Raw genomic sequence first — 15,771 nt, forward strand, 5'->3', positions numbered from 1 at the left:
GGTCCCAACTAAGCCGCCGCGCGAACCGAATTTGGCTCCGGATTTGAGAATTCCATGCTGTCGTTGACGGAGCCAAACCGCAGCGCCATCACGTCAAGGGCATAATTCTGGTTGAGTCGCCAGGGCTTCTTGCTTCCCTGCTTGGGCAACTGGTCCGCGACCCGCTGAATGTAGCCGGAGCTGAAATCGACGAATGGTTCAGTCGCAATCGGCTGATCGCCAATCCGCGGCGTCACCTGGCGCACACGGCGCTTCTTCATCGTGTTGAGAAGCCGGCAGAGGTACATGGCAACCAAGTCCGCCTTCAGCGTCCAGGAGGCATTGGTGTAACCGAAGGTGAACGCCAGGTTCGGGATGTCCGAAAACATCATCCCCTTGTATTGCAAAGCGTTGGCGATCTTCTTTTCCACCCCGTCGACAATCGGATTGATCCCGCTCAACAGCTTCACCCTCAGACCGGTCGCCGTGACGACGACGTCGGCCTTCAATTCCTGTCCAGAGCTAAGCATGATCCCACCCGGCGTGAACCGCTGGATCGTATCGGTCACCACGGTGGCTTTGCCCGCCTTGATGGTGTCAAACAGATCCGCATCTGGCACCAGGCACAACCGCTGGTCCCAGGGATTGTAGCGGGGCGTGAAATGGGTCGCCACGTCATAGTCCGGACCAAGATGCTCACGCACCTGATCGAGGAGCTTCTGCTTGACCTTTTCAGGCTGCTTGCGAGTCATTCGGTAGAAAAGCATCCCGAACATCACGTTCTTCCAGCGAGTCAGCCCGTAAGCCGCCTTGCTGGGAAGTTTTGCGCGCAGCCAATTCGCATAAGCGTCCTGCGCAGGTCGTGACACGACATAGGTGGGTGAGCGCTGAAGCATCGTCACACTGGCCGCCGCCTTGGCCATTTCAGGCACAAGCGTCACGGCAGTTGCGCCGCTTCCGATTACGACGACATGCTGACCGGCATAGTCAAGGTCTTCCGGCCAGAATTGCGGATGAACGATGCGGCCTGCGAATTCCTCCTGACCCGGAAACTCTGGGGCATGCCCTTGCTCATAGTCGTAGTAGCCGGAACACATGTGCAGAAAGGAGCAAGTGAACGAAGTTGGCCCCTGCGGTCCGTCCACGCTTACAGTCCACCGCGCCTCCGGCGTCGACCATTCCAGCCCAGTGACCCGATGACCGAACCGAATGCGCCGGTCGATACCGGCGTCTCGCGCGGTTTCTTCGATATATTCGCGGATTGAAGGACCGTCGGCGATTGCCTTCGCCTTCGTCCAAGGCCGGAAGTTATAGCCGAGCGTGTGCATGTCGCTGTCGGAACGGATGCCGGGATAGCGGAAAAGATCCCAGGTTCCCCCCATGCCTTGGCGCGCCTCTAGTATGAGGTAGCTTCGATCGGGACAGCGCTGCTGCAGGTGGTGCGCCGCACCTACCCCCGACAGCCCCGCTCCGACGATGATAACGTCGACGTGCTCGCTCATGGACGATCCTCTCTCTGGCGCGAGCTTAACGCATCGAGAGTGGTCAGGAAAGAACCTGACTTACCACGGTGTCAGTAAGTGCTGAACGTACCCGGCTTAGAGCGTCCAGATCAGCACGTTGCCGACCAGCACCGTCGCCATCACGATCATCAACCATCCGCGCTTCGGATCTTGCCCGGTTTTGATCAGCCAGCCCCCACCGAACAGACAGGCGAAGGCGGCTAACATGGCGGCGGCGGGGGCGGCGCTGGCGATCGAATTCATGGCGTCCCCTTATCGTTCGGCGCCGCCACGGCAAAGCGCGTCACCTATGCTGCCGGCCGGACAATCACGAGCCGATCGCCCGGGCATATGCATCAATGTCGACGTTGCCGCCGGACAGGATCACCACCATCCCAGGCGATGGCGCAACCTCCCCAGCCAGCAGAGCCGCAAGCGCCACGGCGCCGCCCGGTTCAACGACCAGACGAAGCCGCTCGGCCGCCCAGCGCTGTGCCGCTTTAACATGAGACTCAGACACCGCCACTCCGGTCGCGTCACGGCGTGACAATACGTCAAAGGTCAGCGGCGAGACTTCCTTGGTCATCAGCGCGTCGCAACTGGTCGAAGGCGGCGCATCACCGACGGGAAGGATCCAGCTTGCCTCCAGGCTTCGCCGCATATCGTCCCATCCTTCGGGCTCTGCGACGGTAATCGACGCATGAGGAAGCGCGAGCGCCAGACCGGCTGCAAGCCCCCCGCCCCCGCACGGCACCACTATATGAGTCGGTTCACCCGAGCCCATCGCCTCCAGCTGTGACGCTATCTCGATCCCAGCGGAGCCTTGGCCTTCGATAATCCAAGCGTCGTCGAAGCTGGGCACCAAGGTCGCTCCCCGAGCCTCCGCCAATTGGGCCGCGATCTGTTCGCGGGATTCTGTGTGGCGATCATAACTCACCACCTCGGCACCCAACGCCAGGGTACCGTCCACCTTCGCGCGGGGCGCGTCCAAAGGCATGACGATGATGGCAGGCATACCGAGTCTCTTTGCCGCCCACGCGACTCCCTGCGCGTGATTACCACTCGAGAACGCAACCACCCCGCGCAAACGCGCGTTCTCGTCCAGCGCAGTCAATCGGTGCCAAGCACCCCGGATCTTGAACGCCCCAATGGGCTGCAGCGACTCTGCCTTGAAGGCAACAGGCACGCCTTTGATTTCGCTCACGAAAAGCGGTGTTGGCGGGAGGATCGCGGCGATCTTTGCCGCGGCGTCGCGCACACCGGCGCGGGTGGGTTGTCGCACGATTGTCACGGCCTGTCCTTGCCGCAATTTCGGACCGGCGAAAACACACTTTACACGGGGGGTGAGCGACCCTAAGTGCGCGCCTCCGCTGCCCCATGGGACTTCCACCGCAAGGCAGTGATTTCGCAACTGAAGACCGGGGGCTTGCCCTCTGGCATTGGAGGTCCCTTGAATTGCATCAGGATCATTGCGCGCTGGGGCTAGCGCCCCTTTCGACCGTTGCTCGCAACTCTGTTTCGAGCGCCCTCGACATCGCACAGGCAAAGCCGGTCCAGCCGGTCACGCTCGTGCGTCCGCACGCCGCGGCACGCGCCGCCCGGTTCTTCGTGGAGAAGTTCCCGGGCCGGTCGATGTATGCCGTGAAGGCCAATCCGTCGCCCGAACTCATCCAGATCCTCTGGGACAACGGGATCACGCATTTCGACGTCGCCTCGATCGCCGAGGTGCGGCTCGTCGCGCGCACGCTGCCGGAAGCCACCTTGTGCTTCATGCACCCGGTGAAGGCCGAGGAAGCGATTGCCGAGGCGTATTTCACGCACGGCGTCCGCGTCTTCAGCCTCGATTCGCTCGAAGAGCTCGACAAGATCATGCGCGCCACGCGCAATGCGTCGGATCTGACGCTTTGCGTCCGTCTGCGTGTGTCGTCGGAGCATTCGAAGCTCAGCCTCGCGTCGAAGTTCGGCGTGCCGGCGCAGGATGCAAAGCCGCTGCTGTTCGCCGCTCGTCAGGCGGCTGATGCACTCGGCATCTGCTTTCACGTCGGCAGCCAGGCAATGACGCCGGAGGCTTATGCCGAGGCGATGGAGCGCGTGCGCGCCGCGATCGTTGACGCGGCCGTCACGGTCGACGTGATCGACGTCGGCGGTGGTTTCCCGTCGTCCTACCCGGACATGGCCCCGCCGCCGCTGGAGCTCTATTTCGAGACGATCCACCGCGCCTTCGAGAGCCTGCCGATCAGCTATTCGGCTGAGCTGTGGGCGGAGCCGGGCCGTGCGCTGTGCGCCGAGTACAGCAGCGTCGTCGTTCGCGTCGAAAAGCGCCGCGGGAACGAGCTGTACATCAACGACGGCGCCTATGGCGCGCTGTTCGACGCAGCGCACATCGGCTGGCGCTTCCCGGTCACGCTGCTGCGCGAGCCGCAGTCGACCGTTCGCGATCATCCCTTCTCGTTCTACGGCCCGACCTGCGACGATCTCGATCACATGGCAGGCCCGTTCCTGCTCCCCGCGGACATCACGGCCGGGGATTATATCGAGATCGGCATGCTCGGCGCCTATGGCTCGGCGATGCGCACGACCTTCAACGGCTTCGGATCGGACGAGACGGTGATCGTCGAGGACGAACCGATGGTCTCGCTCTACGCCGAGGTGGAACGCGAGGCCGCTTCCAACGTCGTAAAGCTGTAACCGACTGCTTACATTGGAATAGACGGCGGCGCTCGCAGGGGCGCCGTCGTTCTTACGGGTTAACGCGTCCCCTTCCGAACGACGTGTGCCATCATGCGAGAAGCAACCCATGACTGACACCCTCACGAAGACCGCGGCGGCAAACGCGCCGATCAACGACACCCGCAAGGCGGAACTGCTGTCGAAGCAGGTCAAGCACATCGACATCAAGTCGTTCGACGCACGCCCGATCGTCGATGCGATGAGCGACATGAGCTTCACCAGCCGCGACCTGGGCCGCGCGACGAAGATCTACAACGAGATGCTGGCGGACAAGGACTGCACCGTGTGTCTGGTGATCGCCGGATCGACCAGCGCCGGCGGCTGCATGGATCTCTACGCCGATCTGGTGCGCAACAACATGGTCGACGTGATCGTCGCCACCGGCGCCACCATCGTTGACATGGATTTCTTCGAGGGCCTAGGCCACAAGCACTATCAAGCGCTTGAAATCCCTGACGATGACACGCTGCGCTCGCTGTACATCGACCGCATCTACGACACCTACATCGACGAGGAGCAGCTCCAGGACTGCGACTTCACGATCAACAAGATCGCGAACGAGCTGGAGCCCAAGGCCTATTCGTCGCGCGCCTTCATCCGCGAGATGGGCAAGTATCTCGTCGAGCACGGCAAGAAGGAGAACAGCCTCGTCAAGCTCGCTTATGAGCATGACGTGCCGATCTTCTGCCCGGCCTTCGTCGACAGCTCGGCCGGCTTCGGGTTGGTCAAGCATCAGGTCGACCGCGCCAAGGAAGGCAAGCCTTACATGATGATCGACGCGGTCGCGGACTTCCGCGAGCTGACCGAGATCAAGATCAAGGCGGGCACCACCGGGCTCCTGATGATCGGCGGCGGCGTGCCGAAGAACTTCATCCAGGACACGGTCGTCTGCGCCGAGATCCTCGGCCACGAGGATGTCGAGGTGCACAAATATGCGGTACAGATCACCGTCGCCGACGTGCGCGACGGCGCCTGCTCGTCCTCGACGCTGCAGGAAGCCGCCTCGTGGGGCAAGGTGAACACCGGCATCGAGCAGATGGTGTTCGCGGAAGCCGGCTCGGTGATGCCGCTGCTGGCATCCGACGCCTATCACCGCGGCTACTGGAAGGAGCGCGCGAAGCGCGGCTGGGCAAAGCTGTTCGCCTGATCGGCTTGGCCTGACGACAGGTTTGCGCCACACCCCTCCCTCGAAACAGGGAGAGGTGTGGTGCAGATCGATCGTCGGATGATGCTTGGCGGCGCGCTTGGCGCCGCGATGATGCCTGCGCTTTCCCCCGCACAGGCTGCGGCCCAGCAATTGGGAATGGATGGGGCCGTGACCGCCTGGCCTCCGGCCGATCATATCAGATTATGGCCTGGCCGCGCGCCGGGTGCCTCGCGGGTTCTCCCGCGGCCCGATTTCACGATGAACGGCGCCCCGCCACGCCGTGAGCTTCACCTGCGCGGCGTGGTCGACCCGGTCGTCGGCATCTATCGCGCGCCGCGGCCGGACGGCCGGGCGCTGCTCGCCATCCCGGGCGGTGGCTATCGTTTCGTCTCCGTCGAGAATGAAGGCATCAACGTCGCGCGGACCTTCAATCCGCTTGGCGTGACGGTCTACGTCCTCGGCTATCGTCTGCCCGGCGAAGGCTGGGCCGATCCGCAGGACGTGCCGCTGCAGGATGCGCAGCGCGCGATGCGGTTGGTGCGCGCGCGCGCACCCATCGATGGCTTTGATCCGGCAAAGCTCGGCATCGTCGGCTTCTCGGCCGGCGGCCTGCTCGCGGCGAGCCTGGCGGTCGCGCATGAAGACCCCGTCTACACCAAGGTCGACGCTGCGGACGAGGGCTCGGCCCGGCCCGCGTTCGCCGGGCTGGTCTATCCGGTCATCGCCGGCGATGTGATGCGGGTTGGCAAGGAAGCTGCAGGACGGTTCGACACCGCACGCCGTGTACGGCGCGACAGCCCGCCCGTGTTCATCGCTCATGCGATCGACGATCCGGTCGTCCCGCTCGCGCAGCCGCTGTCGATGATGCAGGCCTGTCAGGCAGCCGATGTTCCGGTAGAGGCGCACTTCTTCGGGGAGGGCGGGCATGGCTTTGGTCCAGCGTATCTGCCGGCCGAGCTGCCCGGATCGCGCTGGCCGGACCTGTTCGATCGCTGGATGAAGCGGACGCTCGCGGCGCCGCGCGCTGCGTGATCAATCGGGCGGGCGGAGCATCGACCAGAAGCGCGGCCCGCCCCCCGGCACCACCCATTCGTCGGTAACGTCGAAGCCGAGCGAGCGGTAGAAGCCGAGGTTCCGCTTGGTCGCGGTCTCGAGATAAGCGGGCAGTCGCCCAGCGGCGCGCGCCAGACCGGCACGCACCACCGCGCCGCCAAGCCCCTTCCCCTGCGCAGCCGGATCGCAGCCTGCGATGTGGAGGTACCAGAAGTCGCCGGCCGGCATGTGTGCCGCTATGGCGTTCGAGACCTTCAGCGCGCGCGGGATGTTCGCTCCCAGCGCGCGCCACAGCGGCCACGCCTGTCTCAGCATCGCCGCGGTGCTGGTGTTTGCCTTCCCCGGCCCCCGCCACAAGGTCGCCGCCTCCGCGCCGCCTGCAACGATCCGCATGCCGGCAGCGTCCTCATCGAACAGCAGCGCAAACAGCCGCGGCAAGCGACGCGCCCGATCGACCGGATCAGGAAAAATCCAGCTCATCGCGGGGTCGTCCGCGAATGCCCGAGCAAGCATGGTGGAAACCCGGGCCCGGTCCGCCCGTCCGGCGATGCGCATCCCGGTCACCGGCGAACGCCCCGCAGCCTGACAGGTTCTGCGAATCCACCGATCATCGCACCCTCCTCGCTTCGTCACCAGCGTGGCGTACCCTGCCGCAAACGAAAAGGGCGCCGATCGTTCGGCGCCCTTCGTCTGTTACCGTTGCATCACGCCGCTTACGCCGCGTCGCTGCCGGCCTTCTTCTTCTCGGTATAGACGCGGATCGGCTCCTTGCGGCCCTCCACCACGTCCTTGTCGATCATCACCTCGTCCACCGAGTCCATACCCGGCAACTCGAACATCGTGTCGAGCAGGATCGCCTCCAGGATCGAACGAAGGCCGCGCGCGCCGGTCTTCCGCTCGATTGCCTTCTTCGCAATCGTGACCAGCGCGTCGTCGGTGAAGCCAAGCTTCACCTCCTCCATGTCGAACAGCTTCTGATACTGCTTCACCAGCGCGTTCTTCGGCTCGCTCAGGATCTTCACCAGCGCCGTGACGTCGAGATCCTCGAGCGTCGCGATCACGGGAAGGCGGCCGACGAACTCAGGAATGAGGCCGAACTTCAGCAGATCCTCAGGCTCGGTCTGGCGCAGCACCTCACCTGTGCGGCGCTCCTCGGGCGACGCGACATAGGCGCCAAAGCCGATCGACTTGCCCTGCAGACGATCGCCGATGATCTTCTCAAGGCCCGAGAAGGCGCCGCCGCAGATGAACAGAATATTCGTCGTGTCGACCTGCAGGAATTCCTGCTGCGGATGCTTGCGGCCGCCCTGCGGCGGCACGGAGGCGGTGGTGCCCTCCATCAGCTTCAGCAGCGCCTGCTGCACGCCCTCACCCGACACGTCGCGCGTGATCGACGGGTTCTCGGCCTTGCGGCTGATCTTGTCGATCTCGTCGATATAGACGATGCCGCGCTGCGCCCGCTCGACGTTATAGTCAGATGCCTGGAGCAGCTTGAGGATGATGTTCTCGACATCCTCGCCGACATAGCCCGCTTCGGTCAGCGTCGTCGCGTCGGCCATGGTGAACGGCACGTCGAGGATGCGCGCCAGCGTCTGCGCCAGCAGCGTCTTGCCGCAGCCGGTGGGGCCGACGAGCAGGATGTTAGACTTCGCCAGTTCCACGTCCGCGCCCTTGGCGCCGTGGTTCAGCCGCTTGTAGTGGTTGTGCACCGCGACGGAGAGCACGCGCTTGGCCTGCTTCTGCCCGATGACATAATCGTCCAGAACGTCGCAGATCTCCTGCGGCGTGGGCACGCCGCCGTCCTTCTTCGAGACGAGCGCGGACTTGGTTTCTTCGCGGATGATATCGTTGCACAGCTCCACGCATTCATCGCAGATGAACACGGTCGGTCCTGCGATGAGCTTGCGAACCTCGTGCTGCGACTTGCCGCAGAACGAGCAATAGAGCGTGCTCTTCGAGTCACCGCCGCTGAGCTTGGTCATTCAATCACATCCTTTTCGGCCGGGCATGGTAACCCGGCCGGTCACAATCCGGCAATGCCGGAAAAGGGCTAACGCGCGTCAGGCCGCCGCAGCCACGTCGTCGGCCGGGGCAGGCCGTTTGTCGAACACCTCGTCGATCAGGCCGAATTCCTTCGCCTCGTCGCTGCTCATAAACTTGTCGCGATCCATTGCATTCTCGATCACCTCGAGCGGCTGACCGGTGTACTTGGCGTACAACTCGTTCATCCGGCTACGGATGCGCAGAATTTCACGCGCCTGGATCTCGATGTCGCTGGCCATGCCCTGCGCACCGCCCGAGGGCTGGTGGATCATGATCCGCGCGTTGGTCAGCGCCACCCGCATGCCGGGTTCACCCGAAGCCAGGAGGAAGCTGCCCATCGAGGCGGCCTGACCGATGCACACCGTGCCGACGCGCGGCCGAATGTACTGCATCGTATCATGGATTGCCATGCCCGCCGTCACGACACCGCCCGGCGAGTTGATGTACATGAAGATGTCCTTCTTCGGATTCTCCGACTCAAGGAACAGCAGCTGAGCGGTGATGAGGCTGGCCATGCCGTCCTCCACGCCACCCGTGACGAAGACGATGCGCTCGCGCAGCAGGCGGCTGAAGATGTCGAACGAACGCTCGCCGCGGTTCGACTGCTCGATCACGATGGGAACGAGGCCGGCCTGCGTCTGCTGCATACCGACTCCGGCGCGCGCCAGGGCGCCTGCGAAGTCGCCGGTCTCGAACGGATTGTGCATGAAAACTCTCTCTTATGCCTCAGGAGCACCTATGTCGCGCGCGGGTGGCGCGACTTCAAGCCCTGCCTATTGGTCCTTGCTACGCCCGAAAATTGTATAGGTCAGTGCCAAGCCGCCCGACCATTGGTCCCGCGAACCGTAGCGCGCAACAACGGGCGAGTCGCCGGCGTCATTCACCAGCCGATCATATTTGCCGTAAGCGTAGATGCCCCATCGCGGGCTGAGTTGCATCAGGTAGCTCGCGTTCGCGCCGATGGCGTGGATGCCACCGGAGGGACGAAACGCCGGCAACCCCGATGATGCCACAGATTGCTCGGGGACACCGAAGTACGCTCGCTGATACTTGCCACCCGAGTAAGTAACACGCGGGCCGATGGCGAACAGCCACTCGTCGCGATCACGGGCTACATAATCGATGCCGGCCATCCCGATGAGCCCCTTGTGACCGCCGAGGCCTTGCCGAAGCTCTACCCGAGCACGGACTGGCGCGGTGAATTGATATTGGACGAAGGCGCCCGCTTCAACCGTGAAGCCGACCTTTGGCACACCTGGCACTTCACGGGTGCGGCGCGAGCCTTCGAAGCCCACCGCCGGCCCAAAGGAAAAGCCGTTAGTGGAAAATACCGGAAAGCCCGAGCTCTCGTCCGCAGCCTCGAACCGGAAAGGTGCATCGCCGCGCGCACGGCTGAAATCGATGAAGGGCCGAACCACCACTTCGTCCGATCCAGGATAGCGAGGGACAAGTTGCGGCCCGAGAGCGATCCTGGTTCGGCGCGGTTGTTCCTGAGCGGCGACGCCTGTCGCCCAAGCTGCACCAAGGGCGAAAAGGGCCGCAAGCCGGCCGAAGTGCAATGTTGCCATGACCTCAGCCTAAGCCAGTTGTTTGATATAGACTAGCTAGATTAGTGTTCGCCGGGCGCTCGGTACGCGAGATAGGCTAGTCGACGCACTTCAAGCCTGCCACGCACCACGGTATCCAGGATCAATCCGGCAAACACAGACAAAGCGGCCAATATAGTAAGGCCGGTTGCCAAGATGGCAGTTGGGAAGCGGGGCACGAGACCCGTCTGTGCATAAGTGATCGCCAGCGGCATCGCGAGAATGATCGCGAGAGCCAGCAGCGCCGCGCCAAAAGCCCCGTAGAACCACAGCGGTCTTTCGATCCTGTAGAGGGTCGCAATCGTGCCAAGGATGCGCCACCCGTCGCGATAGGTGCTGAGCTTCGACACCGACCCTTCCGGCCGCGCAAAATATGGGGTCTCCAGCTCACCCACAGGCATTTTCAGTTCGAGTGCATGAACTGAGATCTCGGTCTCGATCTCGAATCCGACCGACAGCACCGGAAAGCTCTTTACGAACCGGCGCGAGAACACACGATAGCCACTGAGAATGTCCGTGAAGCTGCGGCCAAACAGCTGCGCGAGCATGCCCGTGAGCATAGCATTGCCGAAACGGTGACCCCGGCGGTAGGCGGCCGCGGCTTCGCCGACGCGACAACCGACGACCATGTCGAGCTGTTCATCAAGCATGCGCTGCACAAGCGCCGGCGCGGACGAGGAGTCATATGTCGCATCACCATCTGCCATCACGTAAACGTCGGCATCGATGTCGCCGAACATGCGACGGACAACCGCCCCTTTTCCCTGGATGCGCTCGGTCCGGACGGTCGCGCCGGCAGCCCGGGCCACCTCTACGGTCCGATCGGCCGAGTTGTTGTCATAGACGTAAATTTTGGCGGACGGCAGCGCGGAACGGAACCCGGCGATCGTCTGCGCAATCGCGGCCTCTTCATTGTAGCACGGCAGCAGTACCGCGATCGTTGGCTCGTACTTCACGTGATCCCGATCCGTTCGGACTAAACCGGACAAGGCCGCAGCGATGAGTTCATCGCTGCGGCCCTGAAGGTGCTGTCATTCTAGGGAAAAGAACGCCCGTTCGACAAGCGCCGGGCGAACGGCATGGGATGATGGCCGAACCGGAGGTTAGCCCTCGGACTTGGCGGTGCTCTTCTTCGCCGTCTTCTTGGCGGGCTTTGCTTCTACGTCGGCAGTCGCTCCGTCGTCCTGCGTCGTCGCCTTGGCCGCCTTCTTCGCAGCCGGCTTCTTGGCAGGAGCAGCAGCCTCGGCCTCTTCTGCTTCCGCGGCAGGCTCAGCCGCCTTCTTCTTCGCCGTCTTCTTTGCCGGCTTCACCTCTTCGCCATCCGCAGTCGCAGCGTCTTCGGCTGGAGCTTCGTCGGCCTTCTTCTTGGAAGCGGCCTTCTTCTGCTTGGGCTTGTGGTTGTCGTGATCGTGATGGTGCGTGCCGGTCGCGAAACCGTCCTCGCTCTCGATCGCGGCTTCCAGCTCCTCGCGGGTCGTTTCGCGCTCGGTCACCTCGGCCTTCTCGAACAGGAAGTCGACGACCTTGTCCTCGTACAGCGGCGCGCGCAGCTGGGCAGCAGCCATCGGTTCCTGCTGGATGTACTGGATGAAGCGCTGCTGGTCCTCGCCGCGATACTGCTGGGCGGCCTGCGCGATCAGGCGGCTCATTTCCTGCTGCGTCACTTCGACGCCATTCGCCTGGCCGATCTCGCTCAGCAGCAGGCCCAGACGGACACGGCGCTCGGCGATCTTGCGGTAATCGTCGCGCTCCTTCTCCATCTCCTCCATGGCCGCCTTAGGATCCGGCTCATGGGTCGCTTCATGCTCGAGCTGCGCCCAGATCTGCTGGAACTCGGCCTCGACCATCGAGGGCGGCACTTCGAAATCGTGGCCGGCGGCGAGCTGGTCGAGCAGCTTGCGCTTCATGTGGGTGCGGGTGAGGTTGCCGAGCTCGCTCTCGACCTGGCCGCGGATCAGGCCGCGCAGCTGCTCTAGGCTCTCGAGGCCGAGGTTCTTCGCCAGATCCTCGTCAACCTTGGCCTCACCTGCCGTCTTTACCGACTTGATGGTGAGATCGAAGGTCGCGTCCTGACCAGCCAGTTCCTTCGCCTGATACTCTTCAGGGAAGGTCACCTTGATCTGACGCTCTTCGCCGGCCTTCGCGCCAACAACCTGATCCTCAAAGCCCGGGATCAGGCGGCCGGAGCCGAGCTCCACAGCCATGTCGGTGCCCGTGCCACCATCAAAGGCAACGCCGTCCATCGTCTTGCCGACGAAGTCCATCGTGACCAGATCACCGTTCTGCGCGGCGTAGCCCTCTTCGGTGTCGTCCCAGCTCTTGGTCTGATCGGCAAACTTCTGAAGCTGTTCGTCGATTACCTCGTCGGCCGCCGGTACGACCAGCTTCTCGAGCTTGAGACCCTCAATGGCCGGCGCCGGCACCTGCGGCAGCACTTCGAGCTCGATCTTCAGCTCGGCATCCTTGCCTGGCTCATATCCTTCAGTCAGGGCGACCGACGGCTGAACAGCGGGACGGAGCTGCTTCTCGGCGATCAGCGCCTGGATGCTTTCCTGAATTGACGTGTTGAGCGCGTCCTGCATCAGCGCCGGACCATGCATCTTGCGTACCAAGTTGGCCGGAACCTTGCCCGGGCGGAAGCCGGGCATCCGCACCTGCGGCGCGACACGTGCCAGCTCGGCATCAACGCGGGACTCGATATCCTTGGCGGGAATGGTCAGCGTGTAGGCGCGCTTCAGGCCCTCGTTCAACGTCTCGACAGTCTGCATCTTCGTGCCTTGAAAAGAATTTCGTGGATGGTGCCTGTCCGCGGGCACGCCGCGGATAAACTGGTGCGGGCGAAGGGACTCGAACCCCCACATCTTGCGATACTGGAACCTAAATCCAGCGCGTCTACCAGTTCCGCCACGCCCGCATAAAGGCACCGCCGGTCGCGGGCCTCTATACCGCGCGGCGCCTCCCCGCAAGCTTTGCCAGCAACCAGGACGAACGATCGCGCGTTGTTGGAGGGAAAAGGACGAACAACAATGGCCACAACGCCCCCACCTGAACAACCCGTGCCGCCAAGTCAGCCGGCCGAGCCGACTTCACCGCCGCCCGAGGTTACCCCTCCGAGCCCGGACTTTGACCAGCCCGCCCCCGCCGCGCCAGGCAACGATCCAACTCCCATCCAGCCGAGCGTGTGACATGATAGAACAAGGCGGAGACCCGCACCCCGATAGCATGCCAGAAGACGGAGTAGACCAGTCGCCGGACAGCGCTCCGGCTGCCTGGGACGACGCTGCTCGCACCGATATTGAAGGCCAAGGTGCAGCCCGGAACGAAGCGGTGGAAGATGGTGTGCCCGTCGAGCCGCATGATGCTCCGGCACGATTCAGTGAGCCCGACGGTCCAGGTGAGAGCTCCGACGATCCGCGGCTCAACTGACGTGATCGAGTGTAGCGCTTGGCAGAACTTCATAGCCATACCGCGGGGAACCGGTAAGCTCGCGTCAGCTGTAGGCGGCGGTCCGTGAGTTCATTTAGATGCAGATGGTGATCACCTGATCACAGCGACTCCACCTGCGGTGGGTGCGGGACTGAACAGACGGAAGCCGCGTGGCAGTCGCCGAGGTGTCTTGCCTTCTCGCGCAGCTTCGACGGCGCCAATCGCAGCCAACAAGTCACGAGGCGCATACGGCTTCGACAAGCAGCCAACCGCCAGCGCTTCGGCGTCGCCGGGACAGTTTCCGGTCACGAACATAACCGGGATTCCCAACTGAACGGCAGTGCGTGCCACCTCGATTCCGCTGCCGTCGGCAAGCGCCAAATCTGCGAGCACGAGATGAATGTCGGAGGCCTTGTTGAGGATCGCAACCGCGTCTGCGACACGATCGACCGTAGCAATGATCTCATAATCCTGTTCGCTCAGCACATGCTCGGTGTCAAACGCGACCAGAGGCTCGTCCTCCACCACCAGGAGCCGTACGATCGACCTCTTTTTCCGGCTGAAAATCATCACCAGTTCCGCAAAGTCCGCTACGGTTCACGCCTGACCAGATAACGCTGCTGAACCCGCTGCGACGCAAATAATTTCGCCGCAGGCGCACAACGCATGTATCAGGTGCGACATGTCGAGTTCCTCCCGCGCCGGATCGCCGTCCACGGCGCCACTGCACCGCATTGCCAAGCTCCTCGCCCGCGCCGGGGTCGCTTCGCGACGCGAGATTGAACGCATGATCGCCGACGGCCGAGTCGCCCTGGCTGGTGTGCCAGTGGAAACGCCCGCCACCCTCCTGCCTTCTCTGGAAGGCGTCACTGTTGATGGCGCTCCGGTTGCCGCTCCCGAGCCAGCCCGCCTCTATTTATTCCACAAGCCTACGGGCGTGTTGACGACCGAGCGCGACCCGAAAGGCCGCCCGACAATCTACGACCGGCTGCCAAAGGGCCTGCCGAGACTGATGCCAGTGGGTCGCCTTGATCTGAATACCGAAGGCCTTCTGTTGATGACCACTGATGGTGGCTTGAAGCGTCAGCTCGAGTTGCCCGCGACCGGGGTCGAGCGCGCTTACCGCGCTCGTGCTTACGGCAAGGTGAGCCAGCCTCAGCTGGAGGAACTCATCCACGGCGTAGAAATCGAGGGCGTCCGCTATGGCTCCATCGACGCGAACATCGAACGTCGCACGGGGGCCAATCTCTGGATCGAACTGGTCCTGAAAGAGGGCAAAAACCGCGAGGTTAGGCGAGTCCTGGAACATCTCGGCCTGCAGGTGAGCCGCCTGATCCGAACCCGCTATGGCCCGTTCGTTCTCGGTGACCTTGCACCAGGTCAGATCGGGGAAGTGCGGCGCCACGACGTGGAAGCATTCCAGGCTGACCCGACCCGACGTGGACTGCCCCAGCCGGCGCGGCGCCGCGGCGTCGCCCCCGTTGAGGGGCAGCAGGCGCAGGTTCATAAAGAGAGGCCAGCAGCACGTGCCATCGCTGCGCCGCAACGCACGGTACCGCGCAAGGCCGAGGAAGTCGGCGAGCGAAAGGCGGCAGCAAAGCCCGTAAAGGGTCCGCGGCGCCGAGCAGACGGCTCTCTTGCCGTTCGTGACAGCGGCAGCCGGGGTGCACGGACGCGCTCTTTCCGACAGGATCGTGGCGAAGAGGCGCCGCGCCCTGCCAAGCCTCGTCCGACACGGCCCACAAAGCCGAAAGGCTCCCGCTGATGCGCATTATCGCGGGACAGTGGCGTGGACGACGACTTGTCTCTCCCAAGGGCGACACGACAAGGCCGACCGCGGATCGCACCCGTGAGGCTCTGTTCTCGATGCTCGTCAGCCGCCTCGGCAGTTTCGAAGGGTTGTCAGTGGCCGATCTCTTCGCGGGATCGGGCGCTCTTGGCCTTGAAGCGCTGTCGCGTGGTGCCGCATCGTGCCTGTTCGTTGAACAGGATCGCGACGCGCTTGACGCGTTGCGCGCTAACATTGCGACCTTTGCTGCGCCGAGCACAGAGGTGCGCGCTGGTAGCGTGCTGGCACTGGGACCGGCACGTGCGCCCATGGACCTGATCATGATGGACCCGCCGTACAGCACAGGCGCCGGCGCGGTGGCGCTACACAAACTGGGCCGGCTAGGCTGGGCAGGCCCGGCTACGTGGATCAGCATCGAAACGGCGCGTGACGAGCAAGTGGCCGTTGATGGCTTTGTCGAGGATGCGACTCGCGTGTACGGCAAGGCCAGATTGACTCTGCTTCGTCGGGCCTAGT

Annotated in this window: 15 protein-coding genes and 1 tRNA gene; 5 read left to right on the forward strand and 11 right to left on the reverse strand. The window is 63.5% G+C overall.

Annotated elements, in window-relative coordinates; all coding sequences use genetic code 11:
• Positions 1 to 8: 8 nt before the first annotated feature.
• The 3 genes from LK535_RS03990 to LK535_RS04000 form a co-directional block, all read right to left on the reverse strand.
• Positions 9 to 1,481 (reverse strand): flavin-containing monooxygenase, encoded by a 1,473-nt coding sequence (locus LK535_RS03990; RefSeq protein ID WP_227770570.1) that lies wholly within the window; start codon positions 1,479 to 1,481, stop codon positions 9 to 11.
• A gap of 96 nt (positions 1,482 to 1,577) precedes the next feature.
• Positions 1,578 to 1,745 (reverse strand): hypothetical protein, encoded by a 168-nt coding sequence (locus tag LK535_RS03995; protein ID WP_227770571.1) that lies wholly within the window; start codon positions 1,743 to 1,745, stop codon positions 1,578 to 1,580.
• Between the two features lie 64 nt (positions 1,746 to 1,809).
• The gene (locus LK535_RS04000; RefSeq protein WP_227770572.1) at positions 1,810 to 2,739 is read right to left on the reverse strand and encodes a threonine/serine dehydratase; all 930 of its coding nucleotides are present in this window, start codon (positions 2,737 to 2,739) and stop codon (positions 1,810 to 1,812) included.
• A 197-nt stretch (positions 2,740 to 2,936) separates the two neighbouring features.
• Here LK535_RS04000 and LK535_RS04005 point away from each other — a divergent pair, with 197 nt between their 5' ends.
• From LK535_RS04005 to LK535_RS04015, 3 genes are all read left to right on the forward strand, one after another.
• Complete coding sequence (locus tag LK535_RS04005; RefSeq protein WP_227770573.1) at positions 2,937 to 4,169, forward strand: type III PLP-dependent enzyme; 1,233 nt, start codon at positions 2,937 to 2,939, stop codon at positions 4,167 to 4,169.
• 109 nt (positions 4,170 to 4,278) lie between these two features.
• Entirely contained in the window at positions 4,279 to 5,358 is a 1,080-nt protein-coding gene (locus tag LK535_RS04010; RefSeq protein WP_227770574.1) for a 1,9-bis(guanidino)-5-aza-nonane synthase, read from the forward strand.
• Positions 5,359 to 5,418: 60 nt separating this feature from the next.
• Positions 5,419 to 6,390, forward strand: coding sequence for an alpha/beta hydrolase (locus tag LK535_RS04015; RefSeq protein ID WP_227770575.1), 972 nt, complete (start codon positions 5,419 to 5,421; stop codon positions 6,388 to 6,390).
• Here the strand turns inward: LK535_RS04015 and LK535_RS04020 are convergent, their stop codons facing one another.
• From LK535_RS04020 to LK535_RS04055, 8 genes are all read right to left on the reverse strand, one after another.
• Entirely contained in the window at positions 6,391 to 6,891 is a 501-nt protein-coding gene (locus LK535_RS04020) for a GNAT family N-acetyltransferase (protein WP_227770576.1), read from the reverse strand.
• A gap of 233 nt (positions 6,892 to 7,124) precedes the next feature.
• On the reverse strand, positions 7,125 to 8,393 hold the full coding sequence (gene clpX, locus LK535_RS04025) for an ATP-dependent Clp protease ATP-binding subunit ClpX (RefSeq protein WP_227770577.1): 1,269 nt from the start codon (positions 8,391 to 8,393) through the stop codon (positions 7,125 to 7,127).
• Between the two features lie 78 nt (positions 8,394 to 8,471).
• On the reverse strand, positions 8,472 to 9,161 hold the full coding sequence (locus LK535_RS04030; protein WP_294443463.1) for an ATP-dependent Clp protease proteolytic subunit: 690 nt from the start codon (positions 9,159 to 9,161) through the stop codon (positions 8,472 to 8,474).
• A gap of 66 nt (positions 9,162 to 9,227) precedes the next feature.
• Positions 9,228 to 10,022: a MipA/OmpV family protein gene (locus tag LK535_RS04035; protein WP_227770578.1), complete on the reverse strand. Its 795-nt coding sequence runs from the start codon at positions 10,020 to 10,022 to the stop codon at positions 9,228 to 9,230.
• Between the two features lie 41 nt (positions 10,023 to 10,063).
• The gene (locus LK535_RS04040; protein ID WP_227770579.1) at positions 10,064 to 10,996 is read right to left on the reverse strand and encodes a glycosyltransferase family 2 protein; all 933 of its coding nucleotides are present in this window, start codon (positions 10,994 to 10,996) and stop codon (positions 10,064 to 10,066) included.
• 147 nt (positions 10,997 to 11,143) lie between these two features.
• Positions 11,144 to 12,808, reverse strand: a complete 1,665-nt coding sequence (tig, locus tag LK535_RS04045) for a trigger factor (protein WP_227770580.1) — start codon at positions 12,806 to 12,808, stop codon at positions 11,144 to 11,146.
• A gap of 61 nt (positions 12,809 to 12,869) precedes the next feature.
• Positions 12,870 to 12,954: transfer RNA gene (locus tag LK535_RS04050), tRNA-Leu, on the reverse strand.
• 623 nt (positions 12,955 to 13,577) lie between these two features.
• Positions 13,578 to 14,036 carry a response regulator gene (locus LK535_RS04055; protein ID WP_227770581.1) on the reverse strand — a complete coding sequence of 153 codons (459 nt, stop codon included), beginning with the start codon at positions 14,034 to 14,036 and terminating at the stop codon, positions 13,578 to 13,580.
• A gap of 112 nt (positions 14,037 to 14,148) precedes the next feature.
• Between LK535_RS04055 and LK535_RS04060 the strand changes: the two genes are divergently transcribed.
• On the forward strand, positions 14,149 to 15,231 hold the full coding sequence (locus LK535_RS04060) for a pseudouridine synthase (protein ID WP_227770582.1): 1,083 nt from the start codon (positions 14,149 to 14,151) through the stop codon (positions 15,229 to 15,231).
• Complete coding sequence (gene rsmD / locus LK535_RS04065) at positions 15,231 to 15,770, forward strand: 16S rRNA (guanine(966)-N(2))-methyltransferase RsmD (RefSeq protein WP_227770583.1); 540 nt, start codon at positions 15,231 to 15,233, stop codon at positions 15,768 to 15,770. The genes LK535_RS04060 and rsmD overlap by 1 nt, the downstream gene beginning before the upstream one ends.
• The last annotated feature ends 1 nt before the right edge of the window (position 15,771 follow it).

The organism is Sphingomonas sp. IC4-52, from assembly GCF_020707225.1.
Taxonomy (GTDB): domain Bacteria; phylum Pseudomonadota; class Alphaproteobacteria; order Sphingomonadales; family Sphingomonadaceae; genus Sphingomonas.

What these genes read in the sequence shown, in the direction of transcription:
- LK535_RS03990 (WP_227770570.1), bottom strand. Translation starts at nt 1,481, where the DNA reads ATGAGCGAGCACGTCGACGTTATCATCGTCGGAGCGGGGCTGTCGGGG.
- LK535_RS03995 (WP_227770571.1), bottom strand. Translation starts at nt 1,745, where the DNA reads ATGAATTCGATCGCCAGCGCCGCCCCCGCCGCCGCCATGTTAGCCGCC.
- LK535_RS04010 (WP_227770574.1), top strand. Translation starts at nt 4,279, where the DNA reads ATGACTGACACCCTCACGAAGACCGCGGCGGCAAACGCGCCGATCAAC.
- LK535_RS04020 (WP_227770576.1), bottom strand. Translation starts at nt 6,891, where the DNA reads ATGAGCTGGATTTTTCCTGATCCGGTCGATCGGGCGCGTCGCTTGCCG.
- clpX (WP_227770577.1), bottom strand. Translation starts at nt 8,393, where the DNA reads ATGACCAAGCTCAGCGGCGGTGACTCGAAGAGCACGCTCTATTGCTCG.
- LK535_RS04030 (WP_294443463.1), bottom strand. Translation starts at nt 9,161, where the DNA reads ATGCACAATCCGTTCGAGACCGGCGACTTCGCAGGCGCCCTGGCGCGC.
- LK535_RS04035 (WP_227770578.1), bottom strand. Translation starts at nt 10,022, where the DNA reads ATGGCAACATTGCACTTCGGCCGGCTTGCGGCCCTTTTCGCCCTTGGT.
- tig (WP_227770580.1), bottom strand. Translation starts at nt 12,808, where the DNA reads ATGCAGACTGTCGAGACGTTGAACGAGGGCCTGAAGCGCGCCTACACG.
- LK535_RS04055 (WP_227770581.1), bottom strand. Translation starts at nt 14,036, where the DNA reads ATGATTTTCAGCCGGAAAAAGAGGTCGATCGTACGGCTCCTGGTGGTG.
- LK535_RS04060 (WP_227770582.1), top strand. Translation starts at nt 14,149, where the DNA reads ATGTCGAGTTCCTCCCGCGCCGGATCGCCGTCCACGGCGCCACTGCAC.
- rsmD (WP_227770583.1), top strand. Translation starts at nt 15,231, where the DNA reads ATGCGCATTATCGCGGGACAGTGGCGTGGACGACGACTTGTCTCTCCC.